Raw genomic sequence first — 20,800 nt, forward strand, 5'->3', positions numbered from 1 at the left:
CCAGATACACAAATTGCGTCTCATTTACACTGGCAATGTTAATATGGGGTTTCCCTAATAGATGCGCCCCACTTTAACCACCACCCTTAACATGCAGATCAAACAAGAATGGTTCTCAGGAGAAACAAAATTGCCAACCTATAAGCCCTATCTGCACATGATACAACGAATCTTAGCCGTCGTTTCAAGCGTCGCCCTCTCTTTTGTCATTGGCGTGCTGCTGTTGTGGGCCATCGCGCCGCCACCGCCCACGCAAGCGGCCGCTCCATTCAGCGACAATATCACCGTCATCAGCAGCGCGGACAGTGGCGCGGGAACGCTGCGCCAGGCCATCGCCGACGCCGTGCCCGGCGATACCATCACCTTCGACGCCAACTTGTCCGGCGATACCATCACCCTCGCCAGCACGCTGGAGATCACGCAAGACCTGACGCTGGATGGCAGCACGCTGCCCATCTCCATCACGCTGGATGGCAACGACGCCGTGCGCATTATGCGGGTGAGCGACAATGCCCGCGTCACGCTGCGTGCGCTGACCTTCGCCCATGGCAACAACACCGCGGTTAAGGATTGCTACGCGGAACCCTGCGCGGGCGCGCTGAAAATAGAGGTCGGCGCCGAGGTGACGCTGACGCACAGCGCGGTGGTGAGTAATACGGCCGCCTCCTACGGCGGCGCAATCAGCAACTGGGGGACGTTGACGGTCGCGCATAGTAGTTTCAGCGGGAACACAAATCTTCCCGAGGGGTATGGATTTGGCGGCGTGCTCTTCAACGAGGGTACGGCAACCGTGTATTCCAGCGCTTTCACAAACAACCATGCCGCCATTACCGGCGGCGCTATTGAGAACCGGCACGTCTTGACCGTAGTGGGTAGTGATTTTAGCGACAACACCGCTTACCATGGCGGCGCCATAATCTCAATGGCAGATCAACCCGATCGACCCGACCTCAGGTTGCAGATTAGTCGCAGTACCTTCATCAGCAACAAGGCGATCGATACCGGCGGCGCGCTTCTTTTGGCTGGCTGGGCACAGACAGTTTATAACGATATGAATATCGTGGCCGATAGTACGTTTATTGGGAATCGCACCAATGAGAGCGCTGCTTCAGACATCGTTTCCTCAGGCGGCGCTATTGAAAACGTAAACATGGGTCTCACGATCCAGCGCAGCGTTTTTCGCGACAACTCGGCCCAGATTGGCGGCGCAATTAGCAACCGGAATAACTCTGCGCAAGCGCCCTATCTGGGGATAGACAGGAGCGTCTTTCTCAGTAATACCGCACTCTACTATGGGGGCGCCATTAACGCTCACGGCCAGATGACGCTGCAATCCAGCGCCTTTGTCGGCAATGCGGTGTCTTCCCCCACCGACTGGTCTGGAGTTACGGCCGGTGGCGGCGGCGCGCTGTCCCTCTACTCATACCCATCATACCCAATGCAGGTGGAAAACAGCACCTTCAGCGGCAATGGCAGCGCTGCCACCGGCGGCGCTATTCTTGTGTACGTTGGCAGCGTGACACTGACCAACAGCACGCTGGTTGACAACCTGGCTACCCAGGGTGGCGGCATTTATGTCGGCCCAGAATCTGCCACCTTGCATTACACCAATACCGTAGTGGCGAACAGCTTCGGTCGGCTCTATCCCAACCGAGGCGTGGACTGCGCTCTGGGCGGCTCTGGCAGTATCGGCGCGAACGTCAACAACCTGGTGGAAGATGGTTCGTGCAGCGCGGGCGGCGTCAATTTCCAGTCTGGCGTGCCGCTCTTGGGCGAACTGACCTACAATGGCGGCCCGCGAGTCGGCGTCGCTGGCGATCAGCCGTTGTTGACCCAGGCGCCGCTGGCGGGCAGCCCATTGCTGGACGCCGGTGACGCGGACGCCTGTCCCGCCGCTGACCAGCGCGATCTGGCGCGGCCCCAGGGCGCAGCCTGCGACGTCGGCGCGTATGAGCGCGGCCCGCTGCACCTGAATCTGGCCGTCTCGCCCGCCGCTAACGCGCCCTATCACGGCCTGATGACCTATACCCTCATGCTGACCAACAGCAGCGTAGCCGCCGATCCGGCGGTCTTTCTCACACAGACCTTACCGGCTGGCGTGGTCCTTGCGCAGTGGGTCATCTCGCCCACCAACACGACGCTCAACGGCAACCAGGTATTCTGGCAGGGCAGTATGGACAGCGGCGAAACGTTGACCTGGGTATTGGCGCTGCGCAATGTGGGCGCGCTCAACCAGCCCGGCGACTATGGCGATACGCTGCTCAGTACCGCCCAGGTCAGCAGCGCGGCCAACCTGACAACCTGGGCGCAAGCGGCGACGACGGTGGAATGCAGCGCGCCGCTGCGCGTGGACGCCCTGCGCGGCAACGGCCCCTGCTCCCTGCGGCAAGTCCTGGCCGCGGCCCCCACTGGCGCGGTCGTTGATTTCCGGCCAGACCTGGCCGGGCAGACCATCACCCTTTTGTACGACTCGCCCTTCCCCTGGACGGTCTCAGAACCCACGCTGGTCATCACGCGCAATATGACCGTAGACGCTACCGCCTTGACCGCTCCGGCCACGCTGGACGGCTTCGATCTGCACCGCCTGCTGTGGATCCCCAGCGGGCGCGTCACGCTGGCGGGGTTGACCCTGGCACGCGGCAGCGCGATGACCAGCACGCAGTCAGCTTCCAACGGCGTCGTCTTGAATCCTATCTGTGCGCATTTCGATGATGGGAACAGCTATCCCTGCGGCGGCGCGCTGCGGGTGGATGCGGGGGCGGTGGTGACGCTGACCCACAGCGCCGTGATGAGCAGCACCGCCGTCAAGGGCGGCGGCATCAGCGCCTCTGGCGAGCTGAACGTCATAAACTCGCTGATTGCCGGCAATACCAGCCGTTTCTGTAATCGTCGGGCTTGTGGCGGCGGCATTCTTGTGGCTATACAAGGCCATACCTCCACCCGAGGCTCGCTCAACCTCGTTGACAGTATTGTCAGCCAGAACGTGGTGACCGAGATGATCGCCGCCAGTTCTCTGGTGGGCGGCGGTGGCATTGGCGTAAGCTTCGCTAGCGGGGCGACGATCAGCCGCAGCCTGATTGCAAACAATGTGACTCAGTGGGGCGGCGGCGGCATTGGCCTTTATTCCAATGAAAGCCCTATTCTGCTGCTGGTTGTGCAGGACAGCGCTTTCATCGGCAATGGCTCTGACCATGTTGGCGGGTATACCGTCCCCTTTGGGGGTGGGGCCATCCATGCGGAGTACACGAATGGTCCCATCACGATCACCAACAGCACCTTTGCCGAGAATTGGGGACAGGGGGGTCCGAGCAACGGATTGAGGTTGAAAAACTTTGGCACGACGTTCCTGGCCCACAACATATTCGCCGATGGCGCGAGCAGTCTTTTCCACCCCTCTATAAATTATGAAAACGTCTTGACGCTGCACAACAACATCATCAGCGGTACGTGTTTCTTGGAGGAGCCGAACACGACGAACATCCACACGCTGGCCACGGATAGCTCCTGCAACACCGTCGGCTCAGTTGGCTTCCTCGCCGCCGCTCCCCGGCTTGGCCTATTGGGCGATCACGGCGGCCCGCGTATCGGGCCTAATGAAGACGTCGCTCTGCCCACACTGGCCTTGCTGCCCGATTCGCCGGCGATAGACGAGGCGGATGTGGCCGCTTGCCTGCCCGCCGACCCGCGCGGCTTGTCCCGCACGGCCGACCTGGGCTGCGACATCGGCGCGTTTGAGATGCAGTATGATGACGGCGATACGGTGATGCGGCCGGTGATGACCAATACCTTGACGACCTTTGGCCCGGCGCTGGCGGGTGTGCAGCGGGATGGGGCGCTTACCGATCCAGGGGTGATCACGGTGACGAAGCGGGTTGAGTGGGCGAGCCAGGGGCCGGAATCTATCGGCGCCTGGTGGGAGATTACGCCGACGGTGACGGAAGGGTTTAGCCTGACGCTGCAACTTTGCTATACGGCAGCGGAGTTGGGTGGGTTGGATGAAAGCGCCCTGCGCTTCTCGCGTTGGCGCGACGGGAGTTGGAGGCAAGTTGGCGATGCGCCGACGCTGACGACGGTGAACGGTTATAGCTGCGCGACGATAAGCGGAGTGGATGGGTTGAGTATCTGGACGCTGGCGACGGCGGAGCCAACGGCCGTTTCTCTCTCCTCCTTCTCGGCATCCAGCCCGGTTGGTTGGATTGGGTTGTTGGTGGGGGTGATGGGGGTGGGGGGAACGGCCGTTTTGCGGCGGCGCCGTTTATCCCGGTGTACCGCCAGGCACCCCGAACTCTGAGAACTACTGTAGCAAAAGGAAGAAATCGTGCGCAGCCAGGCAAACCAGGCAGGAGACACCACTGAGCACACAGGCAGAAAGACTCGTACTATAGCTTTTCAGAAAAAGATTTTGAGTTGCTTGGCAAAAAAGTGGCTGATGTGTCTAATCTGTATCTATGGGGATCAGAATACGTTTGGAAACAGAAACACGCAAACAGGTCATCAAACGTCTGCAAAACAGTTATCAGAAAGGGCAGACACGGCTTATCAAACGAATCCATGCGCTGTTGGCGGTAGCGGAGGGCCGAACCACAGCGGAAGTAGCCGGGATGTTCGCTTTGAGCGAAGAATGTGTGCGTAATTACATTCGCGCGTTTCTGAAACGCGGTGTGGAAAGCTTGCACTATCACCGCCCGCCGGGACGACCAGCCAAATTAACGAAGAATCAGCGCAAGAAACTGGCAACGTTCATCGAGGCTGGGCCAGAAGAGGCGGGCTATGATTGTGGTTGCTGGAACACAGTTCTGCTCCAAGACCTGATCGAGAAAGAGTTTCAGATTACCTACAATTTGCACTACATCGCTGAATTGTTAAAGAATATGGGTTTCTCCTATCAGAAGGCTCGTTTTGTCTCTGATCATCTGGATAATGTTGGCGAAGCCCAGAGGACCTGGATGACCCAGACTTGGCCAGAAATCAAACGCCTCGCTCAAGCCAAAGGAGGGATGATACTTTTCGGAGACGAGGCCAGTTTCGCCCAATGGGGAACCCTCAGTTACACCTGGGCGAGACGTGGGGAACAACCCACCGTCAAAACCAGCGGACGGCGCAAGGCGTACAAGGTTTTTGGCCTCATTGATTATTTGTCAGGACGTTTCTTTTACAAGGGGATAACAGACAAATTCAATAGCACCAGCTATCAGACGTTCCTGCTGGAGGTCCTGGAGCAAACGACCAAACATCTCATTTTGATTCAAGATGGGGCACGCTATCACGCCAGCAAAGTGATGCAAGAGTTCTTTCAACAACACAGCAGTTCTCAATCTGAAATTAAATGAAAGAATCAAGGGGATAACTCCAACCCATCTATCATAAAAGCAAACAAGGCATCCCAACTATCGAAAACGATATAGCGAGTTAAGGCTTTGAGATCATTGAAAAAAGTGCGCCGTACAACTAACGTATCTCGTAAGAGACGATAAGCCTTGTTGAGCAAGTGCTGGGCTGTATGAGTCAGAAAAGCCAGAATATTGAGCGAGAAAAAGACATTAGACAAATGATTCAGCCCATGACCAAAATTGTGTTCTAGATTGTAACCTTTGGTCTTGAGGACATTGATGTTTTCATTTTCAACCTTCCAGCGTGTACGCCCCTCTTAGCTAAAGAAGTCACATTCTTGAGCGTGACCTGATGGCTGGTAATCCAAGCATTATGAAAGATCTGTTCGCCAGTGCCTTCATGGGTAATGGTTAACTCTAACCAGTTGACCAACATAGCATCCTCGCCCGCCCGTAAGGGTATCTGGTTGACAAAGCGATAGGACCAGATTTCCCCATGTCGGCCATTCCAAAAGCGTTCTTGCATGGTCTCTAAACCCGCGACACCAGCCAGAGAGTCTACCCATTGATAAAGGGTGGGATGGGAATCAGGTTTGCAGACAAAGATAAAGAATTGTTGATAGGTTTGGTCAATTAACTGACACAGCGGCTGGTTAGCGTACAAATCATCACCCAGAAAGGTCACACTTTGGGCCTCAAACTGACCCTGATGCTGCCTTAACCAGCGCTTAACTGCAGCTCGTTCACAATCTTGCTTCTCATGTCCATCTTGAGGCACAATAAACTCTGGTGGTAGTGATAGGACATGGGGCGAATCAGGTTTGACGATGACGGGCATAATGGCACTGTGATAATAGTGGGTTGTGCCGTTGCGGTCTTGGCGTGTGCTACACTTATCACAATGGATTTTCTCTGAGGAATGAAAGACAACTCCATCAAAGGGGATCAGATAAGTGCTTTTATAATCCTGAAAGTTCACCAAACAACCACTTTGCTTTAATTCCCCATGAATCCAAGAGAAATCTCCATGAAAGTGGTCAGGTGTCACTGGGTCTAGCAAGTTTCGTATCTGATTGTCACTGGGTATCTTGCTGACGCCAAACAAAGTTCCTGCGTTGTCTTGACCTTTACGTTGGTTCATATCCCGCTGGTGGGCTAAAAATGAAGCGGATTGCATAAAAAAAAGACGCTGTAGGCTGACAACGCAGCATCGGCTACCTCGTATTTAGTGTTGTTATTGGGTTTCCGGTAGTCTGGCAACTTGCGCCAGGATTCTTGAAAATGTTCCATGATTTTATCTAGTGATAGTGCGTGGCTCATGTTTTCTCCTTTGGGCAAATGCCTGACACTATCACTTTTTGCCCTTCATGTCACTAGTTTTTCAGATTGAGAACTGCTGTCCGAAGACCTGGCCTATTGTTTACGTGAGGTAGCACGTTACAATGAATTGCCGGTCATTATACTTGATGTGGAGTACGCCAATCTGCAACAACATACCCCGTCAGATATAAATCTCAAAGTGACGAACAAAGGATTTGGCGTTGCGGCGCATCTGACAATTAAGGCGCAAAGCAGCAACGAGCAATTTGCTGGCGGGATCACTTGCACGCAATTGATAGCCCGTATTGCCCCTGAAGAAGAGCGAGTGCTCCCCTTATCGGTCAGTCCGCTTCAATATGGCCCAGACGTGCCTCTCCATCTTACAGTTTCTTATGCTGATGGTCAGGAACGGCTACATGAAGAAGAGCAAACCATTCTGGTTTTGGTGGATCAAACGCCCGAACCTGTGGGTGAGAGCCAGATACTCACGAATGTTTTAGGCCATCTTGCCGATGAAAAGAGCCAGCGCAAAGAGGTTTATGAGCGGAAAGAATACCGGTTATTCTTTAATTGCCGGGAATCCTTGAGCGTCAGCGAGTTGCGTGAGATTTGCTTTGCTATGGATATTGAGCATGAAAATTTTCCGCAAACCAAAAGCGACTTTGTCTTAGAGTTGATCCGATATGTCTCGCGTCGTGATCGCATGGACGACTTTCGTCAATGGTGCGGTCGCATCAATCCATCGGTGGATTGGTGAATATCGTGATTTTCTCCTAAGATGGGGGTTTTTGATAACAATCTTCTTAGGATGATTATCGCGGCAAAAGCACATCCAAACAATTGCGTTGCCCGTTTCTCTTTGTCTCTGGAATCTGTGTACAGAACGGCCGTTTGCTGATTCAAGCCCAGGCAACAACCGTTAGAGAGGCTTGACTTGCCCCTCGTAGTGTTGTGTCCGGCCGATGCCAACCAATCCCACTTCCTGTCCATACGGTTGCAATATGTACGGTTAGTTGAGGGCCGAAAAAGCGAGAAGTCGCGAGGGCCAACGGCCGTTTGGGAAGCCAAAAATATAGCTGGCAAACGGCCGTTTGGCGAGCATCCATCGCGGAAGACAACGGTTGTTGCCTCAGCACATCCCGGATCTGGTGGCAACTGTTAGACAAAGCAACTGCGCCGCAATCTCGCCTCAGCGCCGTAGGCAGACAGATCTATTCGCGACAATGGGAACCACGCCAAGTTAGATAGATTATTTTTTTGATTCAATGCGGATATCTATATCTGCCGCCTTGGAAACATACCCTTCTTCTCATTTGTCTATTTCAGAAAAGCGTCAAGAGAAGCTTGTTTAAGGCAGCGAAACGGGCAGGCCCAAATATGCCCGCAGTTGCTGTTCCAGAATCGCGCTGATCGGCCGCCGCTCTCGAACCTTACAGGTAATGAGTTCGATCCAAATCTGTTGGTCTAAATAAATAGAGCGCTGCCGACCCGATCCGGACATTAATAGGATTGGCTGCTCAACGACAATTAGAAATGCCCATCAACGACAATTAGAAATGCCCATACCGTTCCCATAAAAACACGCCCCGACAAGCCGTCAGCCAGCCTGCCAACCACCACCATAGGCCCTCCTTAATGCTTCCCATCTGTCACCATATCTCATTGAGCCACCGCCGTTTCCTCCAACCGCGCCAGCGTCACCCGCCGACTTACCAACATACCGCTTGTACAAAACGCCATGCACCCGGCGATAGGCATACCACAGTCCCATCTGCCGCCGCCGCTCCTTGCGGAAAGACACAGGTCCATACAACGGGGCCATGCCCGCGACACAGATTGCGCCGCTGTCCACTGCAATAGCGGAAGGCCGACGCCGTTTCCAACCAGGCAAACCAGGGTGACTCCACCGAGCACACAGGCACGGGTCCGGGATAACAGAACAAGAGTTGGTCACGGATTTCTGGCGTCATTTTTGCCACGATTTTCTCCCCATGAAAAGTTACCCTACGCCCACCTCTGGTCGCAGCGCCGCCTGACTCCGTTGCGCCTCTTCCATGCGCATACTCTGGATGTCTCGCCCAAACTCAATGATGATGCTATGATGCACCACCCGGTCTGTGGCAGACGCCAAGTCAACATGGGTCCTTGAGATATCTTGTCCCACTCCGAAAGACCAGGTTGGAGGTAATCACCAGACTGTGCCGCTCATACCGCCTTCTCAAAAGGTGAACAACACCTCCATCTCTTCCCGACTCTGCTGCACATAGCCAATATCATCCAGAATGACCACCTCCAAACCGGTCTAAACGCCGGTCCAGTTCGCGTTCCAGTTCATATTCCTGAACCCAGCCCGCAGCAGCCGCCCCACCACCTTGAAGGTCGGCGTAAACAGCGCGAACCAAGGCCGTTTTCCACCAACAGAGCCCCACGGCCGCCGCCAGATGCGTTTTGCCTGTGCCCGGTAAACCAAAGCACAACACATTCTGGGCCTGATTGACAAGTCCCCGGCCTGCAAATAGGTAACTGCCGCCGGATGCGCAGCGGCAAGCGGCCTTCGTCAAAACGGCAACCGTTTCCCGGCGGCAGCTTCGACTCCAGCCGCAGACGCTCAATGCGCCGCTGCTGCCGCGTCGCCACCTCCTGGTCTCTCAACAAGTGGGATAAAGCATCCAGCGGCCAGTTATCCCGTTCCGCGCAGCGCATCCTCCCTGCCGCTGCTGCCATCGTCGGCAGCCGCCGCCCGGCTGACAACAGCCGCACGCATCTCGCCTGATTCATGCCCGTCGTCATGCGCCACCGCCTAGCGCGCCAGCCACCCGCTCAGCGCGCCACCGCTCAGCGCGCCACCGCCCAGCGCGCCACCGCTCAGCGCGCCACCGCTCAGCGCGCCACCGCCGACCAACAACTGGTCGTACAGGCGCAATTCCACCACCGGCTGCGTCAGCGCCGGCACGACCGACGTTTCCACACGCAGGAGTTCGGCCACATCCACCTCGCTCCACGTCTGACCGGTGGTCAGCAGCAGTTCAAAGCCGCCGCCAGTCACACCCTCCAGATGACGCGCCGCCAGATGCAGAATTCGGCAATAAGCAAATCGGCCCGGCATGGCGCATACTGCCGGTCCAGCGCCTCCCACGCCTGCCGAAAGACGAGCGAGGGAACAAATCGTCCCGATACCGGTAGCGGCGAAAGCCCCGGTTTGCGCAGCAAGCTGTCAATGACATGGCGGTAATTCACCTTGGTGGACCTCATTGCCAATGAGGCCGGGCGAAGCGGTCTACCAGTTGACCGGCGTAATAAATCTCCAACGACCACTCATGGATAACCACCGTCACCATTTTGCCGATGAGCGACGTGGGCACAGAATAAGTCTTCTCCAGCACTCGAATGAGGCTGCCCTGACTGACGCGCAGCCGCAGTTTGCTGTGGTTGGCCCAGCGGCGTGGCCGACAACGGCCGCATCACCGCCAATTCTTCGCGCAATCGCATCTCGCGCCGTTTGTTGCGCTTGTCCATGATGTCAAACCAAAAGGTCTCATACACCGCCAGGCTGGCGAAATCGCGGTCTGCCACGCAGCAACAACTGCTGCGCCACCGACTGTTTTAGCTTGCCGTTGCTCGATTCCACATCCCCATTCTCGTCAGACGCACCCAGATGAATCGTCTGCGGCGTCAGGCCATAGTGGGCCAGCAGCGCCAGATACTCATCGGTGTACGGCCGTTCGCGTCCTCTTCATCACTGCGCAAGCGGCGGGTTGCCGCCGAACTGTTGTCTGTCTGGACAATTTGCGGCACATAGCCCAATTTCAGCAATGCGCTTTGTAAGCCCAGGCGCACCGCGCTCAACGATTCCGACTGCGCCACACGCCCCCATTCCCAGTTGGAATAAGGCAGGACGCTGTGGATGAGCATGTGTTTGAACGGTTGTCCCTCCAGCGTCACCTCTAGTTCGGTCATCCAGGTGCCGTCCAACTGCATCATCTCGCCTGGCTCCCGTATCTGGTCCAGACTGGCCGTTTGCTCTCGGTTCAGCGCCCGCCAGGTCGTGACACGTCGTTGCAGGGTACGCAGTTGACCCTCCTGGTATTTGCCCGGCTGCTGTTCGCACAGCCAGTCGAACAATGTCTTGGCTTCACCAGGCCCGGCCAGCATTTTTCTCTAACATCGGCCACTCAGCAGCAAAAGCATCCGGTCGGGTCTTGTACGTCCGCGCCTTCTCTAGTTGACGGGGCAGCAAACCCGACTGCTCGTATTTGCTGACTGTTTTGCGGCTGCAGATTGGCTTTGGCCGCCGCCTGTTCCTGATTCTTCCCTTTTTCGTTCACGCATAGCAATCCCTCACTTGTGCGTCGGTGGCTGTCATTGCTTTACTCCTTACATAAATGTCAGGAGTTTAGCCGCAGTCACGTTGACGCCTAAATGGGCATTTCTAATTGTCGTCAGTGGGTAATTCTAATTGTCGTTGGCCGGATTGGCGGCTTATCTTCTGCGGATAAACCCACATAGTGGCGTAAGACGTAGTCACAAACCTCGCTGGCTGTTTTCTGTTCCAGCGTCGCCTGGATGAGCGTTTCACTCCACACTTCATCAGGCAGCACCACTTTATGCTCTGCACGTTGGCTGTTGTCATCCGGCTTTCCTCCTACAGCAATCGCTTTTGGCTGGCTGCTCAAAAATCGTGGGGACAGGCGCACCGGTCCGGATAGGCGGACAAACCAATCGCAGATAGCGCTTGACGGTATCAAAGTTTGCTTCTGGGATAAGCTGGTAGGAAGGTACCTGGAACTGCCGTTTGACCTCGGCGTGAACCGTGGCTTCGTTACCTTTTTGCTTGCGTTTGAGAACCCGCGCCACAATTGCCACCATATCGGCATAATCTTTCATCTGCTGCGGGTTTAGAATCACCAGTTCCTGTAATCGGGCTTCAAGCCGAGACACGTTCTTCCAGAGTTCCTAACTGGGTGCTATGCCCTAAACGCGAGATCGTGGGTTTGCAGATGTCCGCTGCAGATTGGCCGCTTCGTCCATAAGACGCGATATTCTTGTTGAGCTCGCGCAGACTGGCGCATCCATTTCCGCCAACATATCGTCTGGCAGAATTTCGCGCCGAAATGCAGCCCAGGCAACATCGGCGAAGTCGCGTTGGAATTGGTTCAACACGCTCCCGTTTTCTTTCGTCAGGAATCCGGTTGGTTTGAATAGTGCCCAGCCAAAGCGGGCCAGCAGGCGCAGGCAGATCGTGTCTCGCTCCGCGCCGCCTCATCGCCATAGTTCCACATGATGCAATTGACCAGGGCATTGCCGCCTAACTGTTCGCGGATTCGCCGGATTTGACCATAGAGCATTAAACCCATGGCATCACACAATGCCGCATGGGCACGTAGAGTTTACGATTCCAACTGGGGCAACGCCGAAATGCCCACTATAAAACTAAGAAAGGAGATTGGTCTATTAGTTTGAGGGTCATTGCGCTCAACTCTCCTTTAGTTCGGTCATCATATCGTTCTATCGTTGTATCGCAAGAATTTGAGCACCGAGACATGACGTTTGCTCTTGGTTCAGCCCCGCCAGGTATGAAACGTCGTTCCAGGGGACGGAGTCGCCCTCCTTTGCCCGGCGCTGTTCCAAAGCCGGTCGAGCGTTTCCTGCTCATCCGACTCCCGCATGACCGGCACTTTTCTAGCAGCGCCTCTCAACTGCCAAAGACCGGTCGGCTCTTGTACGTCTTCTGGTGATGACAGTGTTGGGGCAGCAAAGCCGCCTGTTGGTATTTGCTGACTCTTTACCTCCGCTGGCAATTGGGAACATGTGGTCACCTTCCTGAAGCTCACCTTTGACGTAAAATAGCAATCCTCACTTGAGCGATACGGTTGCTGTCAGTAGCTTCGCTACTCGTGTTGGGGTTCCAGTATAAGCCGCTCTTCTTTTGGCCCAATAAACCCAATCTCCATAATTGGACTCTTGCTGCCTTTCACCTCTGACTTGTCGTTGGCCGGGTGTTTCGAAATGCCGGTAAAGCGGCAGACCAACAGGCGCGGCAAAGAGCCAAGTTCCCCGTTCAGGATGCCAATATTTACGGGCAATCCATTTCCAGGATTTAGATGGGTGGCGACCCTTTTGCCCAGCGGCGAAGCTTGACAAAGGTGAGATGTGCCAGTTTGGAAAAGGCATCTTTTGAAGCAACCGTGGCAAAGTAGGCAGTCCAGCCGCGTGTAGTTTTGTTGAGTTGGCTGATGAGCTGTGCCTGTGGTGTGAATGGGTGCGCCTCGATAATGCGCTTAACCTCCTGGTAGTGCCGTTGCATCGCGTTCTTATTGGGTTTAATAATGGTCTTGAAGCCAAGTGGCAAGTTGGGCGGATACCCCGTTTTCCCGGAGCGATTCTTACCCGCCGGGTATTGACGCACATGAAATCCGAGGAAATCGAACCCAACCTTGCCTTCATGCTGGTGAAATGTATGGGTGATGCATGTTTTGCTTGGTTTCAATTCCAGCCCCATCCCAGCTAACCATGCTGACACTGTTTCCTTTGCTTGCTCAATGACGGGTAGGTCTTTGTGCAATACCACCAAATCATCGGCATAACGAATTAATCGCGCCTGTGGGTGTGCTTTCGAGACGGCCGTTTCCAGACCGTGTAAAGCGATGTTGGCTAACAGTGGCGAAATGACCCCCACCCTGAGGCGAACCGGCGGGTGTGGGAAAAGCTGGTCTTCTTCCATGACCCCAGCTTTGAGCCAGGCTCGGATGGAACGGCGAAGGGCAGGGAAAAGTTCCAGTTTTGCCAGCAGTGCGGCATGGCTAATGCGGTCGAAGCATTGGGCGATGTCTGCATCGAGGACATATTTTGCTTTGAGGCAGATAGATTGAAAGATGGCTTCAATAGCATCATGGGCGGAGCGTCCTGGCCGGAATCCGTAACTGTTTGGTTCAAAGCGAGCTTCCCATTCGGGTTCCAGGGCAAGCTTGGCAAGGCTTGCTCAGCTCGGTCGCGTATGGTGGGGATACCCAAGGGGCGCATCTCCGTTTTACCTGGTTTAGGAATCCATACGCGCCGCACGGGGGCGGGCTTTCTGTCGAAGTTTCAGCGTTTGCGCCAGATACAATCGTTGCTTGGGTGAAAGGCGTTTGACGCCATCAATGCCGGCAGTATTCTTGCCGCGATTGTCTTGCGTAACCCGTCTGACAGCGAGACACCGAGCGTGCCAAGAGTTAATTAAGAGCCTTTGGAGCTTGTGGATTGTTTTTCTGTCATCCTCAATTGAGGCTTGGTAAATACGCTTTTGGAGCTTGAAAACCGACCGCTCGAATTTCTTCCAGGGCAGGTCTTTCCATTCATACATCGGTTGTTGTACCGTGTTCATAACCTGTTTACTCCTACTTGTGTCCTTACCTTCCAATCATGCGTCCCCACGTCTGCCTATCCGGGGCATTACCCCCGGCTTTTGCTTCTTGGGGAATCCTTCCCCGACCGGCATCCGGTTGGCGCCTGCTCAGTCCGGCTGAGAGCACGGGCGGGTTTACTTCGTTCCTGTGGTTCGTTTTGCGTATCCTTAGGGTCAGACTATACACCGGGTTTGTCGGGGTGAACCCTGGTCGTGCTTGCCATGCGCCAGGCCCTTATCCTTTCCCATTTTGGGCAAGCCAATAGTCCGCGTAGGCTTGTTTCTATTCACGATGCTTCAGACGTCTGTTCGTATTCCTACCCATAGATACCTGCTTGCGGGGATGACCTGGTCGAACTCCAGGCGACCCGCTTTTTCATCCCGCTTCACGGATTGATGTCCAGTCGCTACCATGGGGATGTAGCATTCTCCGTTCACTAGAGGTTGGGGATTGCACCCAACATCGAACCACAAGTTATCAAGGATTTAGTTAGCCATACTACCTCCTTGCCTCTCATCCCCCGGTCATGAACCGGTTTCGAGAGAACGAATCAAAACGGCAGGAAATAGAGCAACACCCTGGTAAACAAACCTCATGGCAACCGCATTGACTCAAAAAGAATCCCCCTGGCGCATTTAGCAGTAAAAGGATGAAAACCTACGATTAGCCATTTTTGTAACATAATTACCGTGATAACTCGCCTTATATTGCGGAAAACAGTGCAAAGCGAGCCGATTTTGCAAGAATTCACTCACTTAACGGCCGTTTTTGCTGCAACATAATTCCTTTTGCTGGATAAAGCGGTTGATTTTCGAGCCGAAATTAGCTTCAAAACCTCCAAACTTCCTTAGCGTAGGAAATCGTCCATTTGCTCCCAGCACCCCAACTACCCATTAGGCGGCAAAACTAGGTGTCTTTTAGCAAAGCCTGTTTTTATCCCGCCGATAACTTCACCCCCTTATTGGCAATTTCCGCCGCTTCCACATAGCGCCGGGGCATCGCCAGACTCGCCCAGCCGCCGGCCTCTTGTAGCCGAAACGGATCCGTCCCACTTCTGGCCGCGTCGGTGGCCCAGTAATGACGGCAGTCATGGGGAGACAGACCCTCAAGCCCCAACTGGCGCTCTCCCAGATAGGTAATACGATTCTGCATCGCCCGTATCGACATCGGCTTGTTGGTTAGACGGCCGTTTTTTCGGCTGCCTAACAACAAGCGCCCGGCAGCGGCCGCATCCAAAGCCAGATACCGTTTTGCTGCCAGCCAGACATCACCGGTTAACTGATGCGTTTGCTCCATATCGACTTTAGGGCGATAGAAGCGCAATTCTCCTGGCGTTAAATCGAAATTCTCGACAAATAGCCCGTAAACTTCGCCCACACGTAACCCTAAATCCAGGAGAAGGCAGCACAGAAGCGCATCGCGCCGTCCTTGGGGTGTATCAGGCTGATCCTTCAAGATTTGCGCGTCCCATGGCGTCAGGCGCACCGGTAATTCCTTTTTATGGCCCACGCGTATCGTTGCGCGTCGTTCATCCACCCGCCTGGCTTCAGCCCGGCCGTAACCGTTGACTGCTTTAATCAGCTGCAATTCCTGGGCATCAATCACGCCCGCTTTGGCGGCCATCCTGGCATACACCTTGATGGCCGACAGCCGGTTGTTCACCGTGGCCATGGCATAACCTTCGTGCAGCTGCCATTTGACAAAACCTTCTACCAGCCCCCAGGTTAAGCCGCGCCAGGATTCTGGCTCCGTTTGCAGGCGAACGCCCGTTAAGCCTGGAATACCAGCAATCTCCAAATATTCGCCGAACCGCTTTAAGGCCGCATAGTGCGTGGCAATCGTATCATCGCTCTTCCTATTTAAATAGTCGGCAAAGATATGATCGGCGGCCACCTGGTTGGCGACTTGGCCGACAGTCGCCATGGGGGTCGTCGCTGTCAGTGGATTCTCCAACTCATTGCTTGGCGTTGGTATGATTGTTTGTTCGCTCATGGGTTGTCACCGTAGTTTTTTATAAATATCAGCTGCGTCACGGCCGTTCCTTGTCGTGCTTACCTAGCCGTTGTGTCACGCCCTTCATTTTGTCTCTATGGTTCATAATTTCCTATTTTAGCCCAATAACTACGTATAAGATTAAATTATACGTAGCAAAAAATGAAAGAAAAAGGCGGGTTTTTTTGCCTCATTTTGGCTTCGGGAAGATGTAGGATTCAGCATGTACTAATACAAATCAACGAAGGATCCGAAATTACGAACAGCATACTTCGAATGCGAAACTTGAAAACAGGAAATTAAAATTCAAAGCCGATGAGGGTTTATGTATGTCATCAGGCCGGAATATGTACGGTTAGTTAGAGGCGGAAAAGGGCGAAAAAAAGCGGGAAGTACCGGGGGCAAAACGGCCGTTTTGGGAGCCAAAATACTTGAATATACTCTCTTGAGATGCTATGCAAAAACACCCGAACCACGCAAAGTCAGATTGTTTTTAAGTCAATGCGCATCTCATTCTGAGCCAACGCCCCGGGTCCGCCTACGCCAGCATTCCCAAACACGCTTCCTATTATATTATGCCTCCAATCGACCCTCTCAAAGCACAAAGCTGAAGCTCACCTCTCTTGCTACGAAATAACTCTCTTCACGCATTGACATCATAATAATTATCAGACTATAATAGTCTGATAAACCTTTGCGAAGAAACCGAAACTATGAGTCAATTCATCAACCGCCACCACGAATTAGCCCTGCTCGACAATCTCATCCAGCAGCCCGGCGCCCACCTCATCATGCTCTACGGCCGGCGCCGTATCGGCAAAACAACATTAATCACCCATTGGGCCAGGCAAACCAGCTTGCCCACCTTCTACTGGGTGGCCAAACGCGACCCCCGCGACCTGCTGCTCGGCAACCTGGGCCGGGCCATCTACGCCTGGCAGCATGGCGGCGAGGGAGACGTGACAATCCAGCCGCGCGATTGGGAGCAGGCGTTCAAGATGCTGGACGCGGCCGTTGGCAACCGCCGGGCTATCGTCATCCTCGACGAACTGCCCTACGCCCTGCAACAAGACAGCGGTCTCGGCAGCCATTTGCAGGCTGCTTGGGACCATCTCTTCAAGGAGAGCCAGATCATCCTCATCCTCTCCGGCTCCCATATCGGCATGTTGACCGACCTCATCCAATACCAATCACCGCTCTATGGTCGTTTGACAGCCCAATTCCCCCTCTACCCCCTGCGCTTTGCCGACTGCCAGGCCTTCCTGCCGCGCTACGATAGCTGGCAGCGGTTGGCTATCTACGCCATTTTGGGCGGCGTGCCCGCCTACCTGGAGCGCTGGCGGGATGATGAGTCGCTCAAGGCCAACGTCGAGCGGCTCTTTTTGCAGCGCACCGGCTGGTTTCGCAACGAGCCGCAGGTGTTGGTGAGCGATTTGACGGAGCGGGAGACTGTCAATTACGAAGCGATTCTGAAGGTGATCGCCGCCGGTCATCACGAGCGGGAGGCGATTGCCAGCTATGCGGCGCTGAAAGCACGGCCCTCAGCCATTACCTGCCCTGGCTGATAGAACTGCAATTCGTCGAACGACGCATCCCGGCCACTGTGCCGTTGGCAGAACTAAAAACGAGCCGCAAAACGCGCTACTACCTGCGCGACCCCTTCCTTCGGTTCTACTACCGTTTCATTGACCCCAACCTGCACCTGTTGGATGGTGGCCTGTCCCATCGTCTGTGGCAGATGATTGAGGACAACTTCCCGCGCCTTTGTGGCCCTGACGTTTGAGGAGATTTGTCTCGCCTGGCTGGTAACGCAGGCGCAGCGGGAGAAGCTGCCCTTCGCCGCCGACAACGTGGGGGCGCATTGGTCGAAGACGGTGCAGGTGGACGTGGCGGCGATCAACTGGCGGGAGCGGCAGCTTTTGTTGGGGGAGTGCAATGGGGCGATGCGCCGGTAAGCCGGAGCGTGCTGGCAGAGTTAATTGAGGTCAAGACGCCCAAAGTGTTGGCCGATTTGCCGGACGGAGGTGATGGCTGGACGGTGCATTATGCTCTGTTCGCACGGCAAGCGTTCACCGAAGCGGCGCACTCCTTGGCGGCGCAGCATGGAGTACAATTGCTGACGCTGCCGGAAATCGAGGCCGGGATGTAAACGTGGTGGGTAGGGAGTTTGGGGAACGGCCGTTCTCCAACAACCACCACTAACAGGGGTTTGACTAGGATCAGTGCAGGAATCGGACACAGAACATAATGTATCGGCAAACTGTTTCTTTCTCTGGGATAACAACCGGTATCACAGAATTTCGGGTTCCAAAAGCACATTTAACCCTGATCAGGATCGCGGATTCTGATGTACAAAGTCATCGTTATCGCAGGAATCATGTCCAATATAGCAATCTTTAAGTCGAAAAGCGCTCATGATTAGGCTATGTCCGATTCCTGCCCCAATCCTAGTAGAACCCCTGAGTAGACTTTTAGCAATAGCACTGCCACTGTGAGGATTAGGGTTTCAACTAATATCGTCATTAATTCCTTCTTTCCCTGCCAGTACTTGGTAATGGAAATTGCGATTGGGTCTATCCTAACGTTGCGCTCAGCGGCGCGCTGCTGCGCGTCCGCTGCAGCAGCGGGTTAGCCGCGAACACGCAAGGGTCTTCATCGCGGTTTTCGGCAAATCAGTTGTATAGGATGGGTGCGTCCTTCTTCTATGTTCCGCGCGGCATTGCGGGTCTTCTGCAACGCGGTGTCGCCCATCAGGATGTGAACTCCAAGCGGCGGCAAGGTGCCTTTCTCCGCCTTTTCGATCACAAGCTTGTATCCGGCAACATACTTCGCCCCCGTGTCCTCGACGACAATGCCCTCGAACCCGGTTTTTTCCAGAATCGCACGTGTCTCGGACGGCGTAAACAGGTAGGCGCCAGCACCGTCCGCCGACCAAGGCAGCGGATAGTGCGGAGCGCCTTTCAGTCCCAAGCCGTGCTCCGTGAGCGCGAAGAATCCGCCTGGCTTCAGGACCCGATAGGCTTCCGCGAAGAATCTCGGGCGATCGGCCACGTTCATGGTGACGTGCTGCGTGTAGGCGCCGTCGAAGTGGGAATCTGGATAGGGCAGGCGGTGACCGTCGCCATGCTCGATTCTCACCTCCTGCTCCATTCGAAGTAGCGCCGTCAGCTTGTTGGCTGCGTCGACGAAAGGCTTCGTTATGTCCACGCCGCTTACATTGCAGTGAAACCGCTTCGCCATGTAGCGTGCGGGGCCGCCGAGGCCGCAACCGATGTCAAGAATGTGCTGGCCGTGCCTGACCGGAAGCCGATCCGCAAGTTCCACGGTCGCCGGGAAACCGCGGGCGTGGAAATGGTCAACCGGCGCTAGATCTTCAACCGTCAAGCCGTCTAGGGACTTCGACGCCTTGTTCAGGGCCGATACGATCAAGCTGTAAACGTCGCCCCTACCCCAATGGTCTTCAATTGCGTTCGTCATTTAACCCTCCGGATGCCGGCGCACGGGCGGCTAACGAAGTAAGGATTCATGCGGCGCGGAGTCTTCGGAGCCGCCGCATAATCCTGAGTTGAACTAAGCCGCACTCAGCCAAAGCCTTTCTATTTGGAATTTAAGCCTGGGGATGCCCGATAACCGCTACCTCTCGCCCCCACGACCAGAGTCATTGTAGCAGTTTAGACTGGAAAAGATCAATCATCAGGGACAGATTTCCCACCCTTTCTGTCACGCCGCCCATACCACCGCCGGTCGCCAGACGACCACCGGGCAGCATCAAACAAACAGCCCGTCTGCGGCTGCTTTTGGTTATGCAATTGTCAGCCCGCGCCGTCCCTTATTAAGGGGGTTGCCAGGGAGTCCCTGTAACCGGCTGTAGCCGGGGCAGCCGTTGCACAAGCCGTAATGGTTGGCCGCACAGCGGACAGCGTCGCCCTGTATCCGTTGGCTCAGGTTCAGGCGTCGCTGCCTCGGAGGGCTGCTCTTTGAGCAGCGCTGCCGGCGGCTTCAGCTCAATCAGTCGGCCCGCCAGGCCCTAGCCGACTATGCTGCTCCGCTCTTAGAAGTGGAACCCAGGTTGAAAGCAGTGGCAACGGTCTGGCAGAATGTGGATGCTCTGGAACCGCTGTGGAAAAGCGAGCGAAGCACCCCCTTGAGTATTCGAGAAATGAGCCGGATGATTGGGCAGGCTATCCAGCAGGCTGCATCGCTAGGGCAGGTTCCGGCCGAAGCCACTCCCCATAGTTTACGGCACACCTTTGCCACCCGCTACTTGCTTCGTCATCCAGGGGATTTGGTAGGATTGGCAAGATTGCTCGGACACACCTCCATTCAGACAACACAGATTTATGTCCAACCTACCGAGGCGGAAATGGCCCGTCGAGTTAGCCAAATTGATCTCAATGCCTATGCCCGATAGCTGAAAATGTGGCGGCTGGTGACAGCGATGTTTGTTTTACCCCTTATCGGGACTACTTGCAGCATGACCTGAAACGAAAACCCAACACCGTCAATCGTTACCTGGGCCTGTGGGTAACAAACTCGCTATATGAGGCGACATGATTAATTTCCACGTAACGGCCAACTAAACTCCCATGCCAATCTATTTGGCATTATCTAAAAAGACACCTGGCCAGATGAAGGGTAACACATTTGGGACATCAGACTCCGCCAAGACGTTACTGGAATGCGCTTGATTACCCCAAAAGGGAAATTGAGCCGCTGAAATCGGCCGAGAGAACAGAAAAGGTGGGATTTAGGCGCAATTTTCTCTAAAAACGC

At 54.9% G+C, this 20,800-nt stretch carries 18 protein-coding genes and 2 pseudogenes; 9 read left to right on the top strand and 11 right to left on the bottom strand.

What is annotated here, in order from left to right; translation table 11 throughout:
* The first annotated feature begins 130 nt into the window (after positions 1 to 130).
* Positions 131 to 4,291: a hypothetical protein gene (locus tag IPM39_11750; GenBank protein ID MBK8986736.1), complete on the top strand. Its 4,161-nt coding sequence runs from the start codon at positions 131 to 133 to the stop codon at positions 4,289 to 4,291.
* A gap of 175 nt (positions 4,292 to 4,466) precedes the next feature.
* Positions 4,467 to 5,330 carry an IS630 family transposase gene (locus tag IPM39_11755; GenBank protein ID MBK8986737.1) on the top strand — a complete coding sequence of 288 codons (864 nt, stop codon included), beginning with the start codon at positions 4,467 to 4,469 and terminating at the stop codon, positions 5,328 to 5,330.
* Positions 5,331 to 5,335: 5 nt separating this feature from the next.
* On the opposite strand, the pseudogene IPM39_11760 reads toward IPM39_11755, so the two are convergent.
* Positions 5,336 to 6,620 (bottom strand): annotated as a pseudogene (locus IPM39_11760) (ISNCY family transposase).
* Positions 6,621 to 6,777: 157 nt separating this feature from the next.
* Between IPM39_11760 and IPM39_11765 the strand changes: the two are divergent.
* A complete protein-coding gene (locus IPM39_11765; protein ID MBK8986738.1) occupies positions 6,778 to 7,407 on the top strand; it encodes a hypothetical protein in 630 nt (209 codons plus the stop codon).
* Positions 7,408 to 8,923: 1,516 nt separating this feature from the next.
* On the opposite strand, the gene IPM39_11770 is transcribed toward IPM39_11765, so the two are convergent.
* A complete protein-coding gene (locus tag IPM39_11770) occupies positions 8,924 to 9,211 on the bottom strand; it encodes an ATP-binding protein (protein ID MBK8986739.1) in 288 nt (95 codons plus the stop codon).
* 50 nt (positions 9,212 to 9,261) lie between these two features.
* On the opposite strand from IPM39_11770, the gene IPM39_11775 reads away from it, so the two are divergent.
* Positions 9,262 to 9,423 carry a hypothetical protein gene (locus tag IPM39_11775; protein ID MBK8986740.1) on the top strand — a complete coding sequence of 54 codons (162 nt, stop codon included), beginning with the start codon at positions 9,262 to 9,264 and terminating at the stop codon, positions 9,421 to 9,423.
* A 27-nt stretch (positions 9,424 to 9,450) separates the two neighbouring features.
* Here IPM39_11775 and IPM39_11780 read toward each other — a convergent pair whose 3' ends face one another.
* From IPM39_11780 to IPM39_11815, 8 genes and pseudogenes are all read right to left on the bottom strand, one after another.
* A complete protein-coding gene (locus IPM39_11780) occupies positions 9,451 to 9,696 on the bottom strand; it encodes a hypothetical protein (protein ID MBK8986741.1) in 246 nt (81 codons plus the stop codon).
* On the bottom strand, positions 9,693 to 9,887 hold the full coding sequence (locus IPM39_11785) for a hypothetical protein (GenBank protein ID MBK8986742.1): 195 nt from the start codon (positions 9,885 to 9,887) through the stop codon (positions 9,693 to 9,695). The genes IPM39_11780 and IPM39_11785 overlap by 4 nt, the downstream gene beginning before the upstream one ends.
* Positions 9,888 to 9,965: 78 nt before the next feature.
* Complete coding sequence (locus IPM39_11790; protein MBK8986743.1) at positions 9,966 to 10,223, bottom strand: hypothetical protein; 258 nt, start codon at positions 10,221 to 10,223, stop codon at positions 9,966 to 9,968.
* Between the two features lie 99 nt (positions 10,224 to 10,322).
* On the bottom strand, positions 10,323 to 10,802 hold the full coding sequence (locus tag IPM39_11795; protein MBK8986744.1) for a hypothetical protein: 480 nt from the start codon (positions 10,800 to 10,802) through the stop codon (positions 10,323 to 10,325).
* A gap of 287 nt (positions 10,803 to 11,089) precedes the next feature.
* Positions 11,090 to 11,248 carry a hypothetical protein gene (locus IPM39_11800; protein MBK8986745.1) on the bottom strand — a complete coding sequence of 53 codons (159 nt, stop codon included), beginning with the start codon at positions 11,246 to 11,248 and terminating at the stop codon, positions 11,090 to 11,092.
* A gap of 28 nt (positions 11,249 to 11,276) precedes the next feature.
* Positions 11,277 to 11,588 (bottom strand): hypothetical protein, encoded by a 312-nt coding sequence (locus IPM39_11805; protein MBK8986746.1) that lies wholly within the window; start codon positions 11,586 to 11,588, stop codon positions 11,277 to 11,279.
* Between the two features lie 1,159 nt (positions 11,589 to 12,747).
* A pseudogene (locus tag IPM39_11810) lies at positions 12,748 to 14,013 on the bottom strand (reverse transcriptase N-terminal domain-containing protein).
* Between the two features lie 955 nt (positions 14,014 to 14,968).
* Positions 14,969 to 16,027 (bottom strand): tyrosine-type recombinase/integrase, encoded by a 1,059-nt coding sequence (locus tag IPM39_11815; protein MBK8986747.1) that lies wholly within the window; start codon positions 16,025 to 16,027, stop codon positions 14,969 to 14,971.
* Positions 16,028 to 16,740: 713 nt separating this feature from the next.
* On the opposite strand from IPM39_11815, the gene IPM39_11820 reads away from it, so the two are divergent.
* Genes IPM39_11820 through IPM39_11835 form a run of 4 tightly spaced genes read left to right on the top strand, consistent with a single transcriptional unit; the run spans position 16,741 to position 18,176 of the window.
* Positions 16,741 to 17,592, top strand: coding sequence for an AAA family ATPase (locus tag IPM39_11820; protein MBK8986748.1), 852 nt, complete (start codon positions 16,741 to 16,743; stop codon positions 17,590 to 17,592).
* A 44-nt stretch (positions 17,593 to 17,636) separates the two neighbouring features.
* Positions 17,637 to 17,810 carry a hypothetical protein gene (locus tag IPM39_11825; GenBank protein MBK8986749.1) on the top strand — a complete coding sequence of 58 codons (174 nt, stop codon included), beginning with the start codon at positions 17,637 to 17,639 and terminating at the stop codon, positions 17,808 to 17,810.
* Positions 17,770 to 17,982, top strand: coding sequence for a hypothetical protein (locus IPM39_11830; protein MBK8986750.1), 213 nt, complete (start codon positions 17,770 to 17,772; stop codon positions 17,980 to 17,982). Before IPM39_11825 ends, IPM39_11830 begins: the two co-directional genes overlap by 41 nt.
* An 8-nt stretch (positions 17,983 to 17,990) precedes the next feature.
* On the top strand, positions 17,991 to 18,176 hold the full coding sequence (locus IPM39_11835; protein MBK8986751.1) for a hypothetical protein: 186 nt from the start codon (positions 17,991 to 17,993) through the stop codon (positions 18,174 to 18,176).
* A 503-nt stretch (positions 18,177 to 18,679) separates the two neighbouring features.
* Here the strand turns inward: IPM39_11835 and IPM39_11840 are convergent.
* The gene (locus IPM39_11840; GenBank protein MBK8986752.1) at positions 18,680 to 19,504 is read right to left on the bottom strand and encodes a methyltransferase domain-containing protein; all 825 of its coding nucleotides are present in this window, start codon (positions 19,502 to 19,504) and stop codon (positions 18,680 to 18,682) included.
* Between the two features lie 424 nt (positions 19,505 to 19,928).
* Between IPM39_11840 and IPM39_11845 the strand changes: the two genes are divergently transcribed.
* Positions 19,929 to 20,438 (top strand): tyrosine-type recombinase/integrase, encoded by a 510-nt coding sequence (locus IPM39_11845; GenBank protein ID MBK8986753.1) that lies wholly within the window; start codon positions 19,929 to 19,931, stop codon positions 20,436 to 20,438.
* Positions 20,439 to 20,800: the final 362 nt, after the last annotated feature.

The organism is Candidatus Leptovillus gracilis, from assembly GCA_016716065.1.
GTDB lineage: Bacteria > Chloroflexota > Anaerolineae > Promineifilales > Promineifilaceae > Leptovillus > Leptovillus gracilis.

What these genes read in the sequence shown, in the direction of transcription:
- IPM39_11820 (MBK8986748.1), top strand. Translation starts at nt 16,741, where the DNA reads ATGAGTCAATTCATCAACCGCCACCACGAATTAGCCCTGCTCGACAAT.
- IPM39_11840 (MBK8986752.1), bottom strand. Translation starts at nt 19,504, where the DNA reads ATGACGAACGCAATTGAAGACCATTGGGGTAGGGGCGACGTTTACAGC.
- IPM39_11795 (MBK8986744.1), bottom strand. Translation starts at nt 10,802, where the DNA reads ATGCTGGCCGGGCCTGGTGAAGCCAAGACATTGTTCGACTGGCTGTGC.
- IPM39_11815 (MBK8986747.1), bottom strand. Translation starts at nt 16,027, where the DNA reads ATGAGCGAACAAACAATCATACCAACGCCAAGCAATGAGTTGGAGAAT.
- IPM39_11775 (MBK8986740.1), top strand. Translation starts at nt 9,262, where the DNA reads ATGCGCCGCTGCTGCCGCGTCGCCACCTCCTGGTCTCTCAACAAGTGG.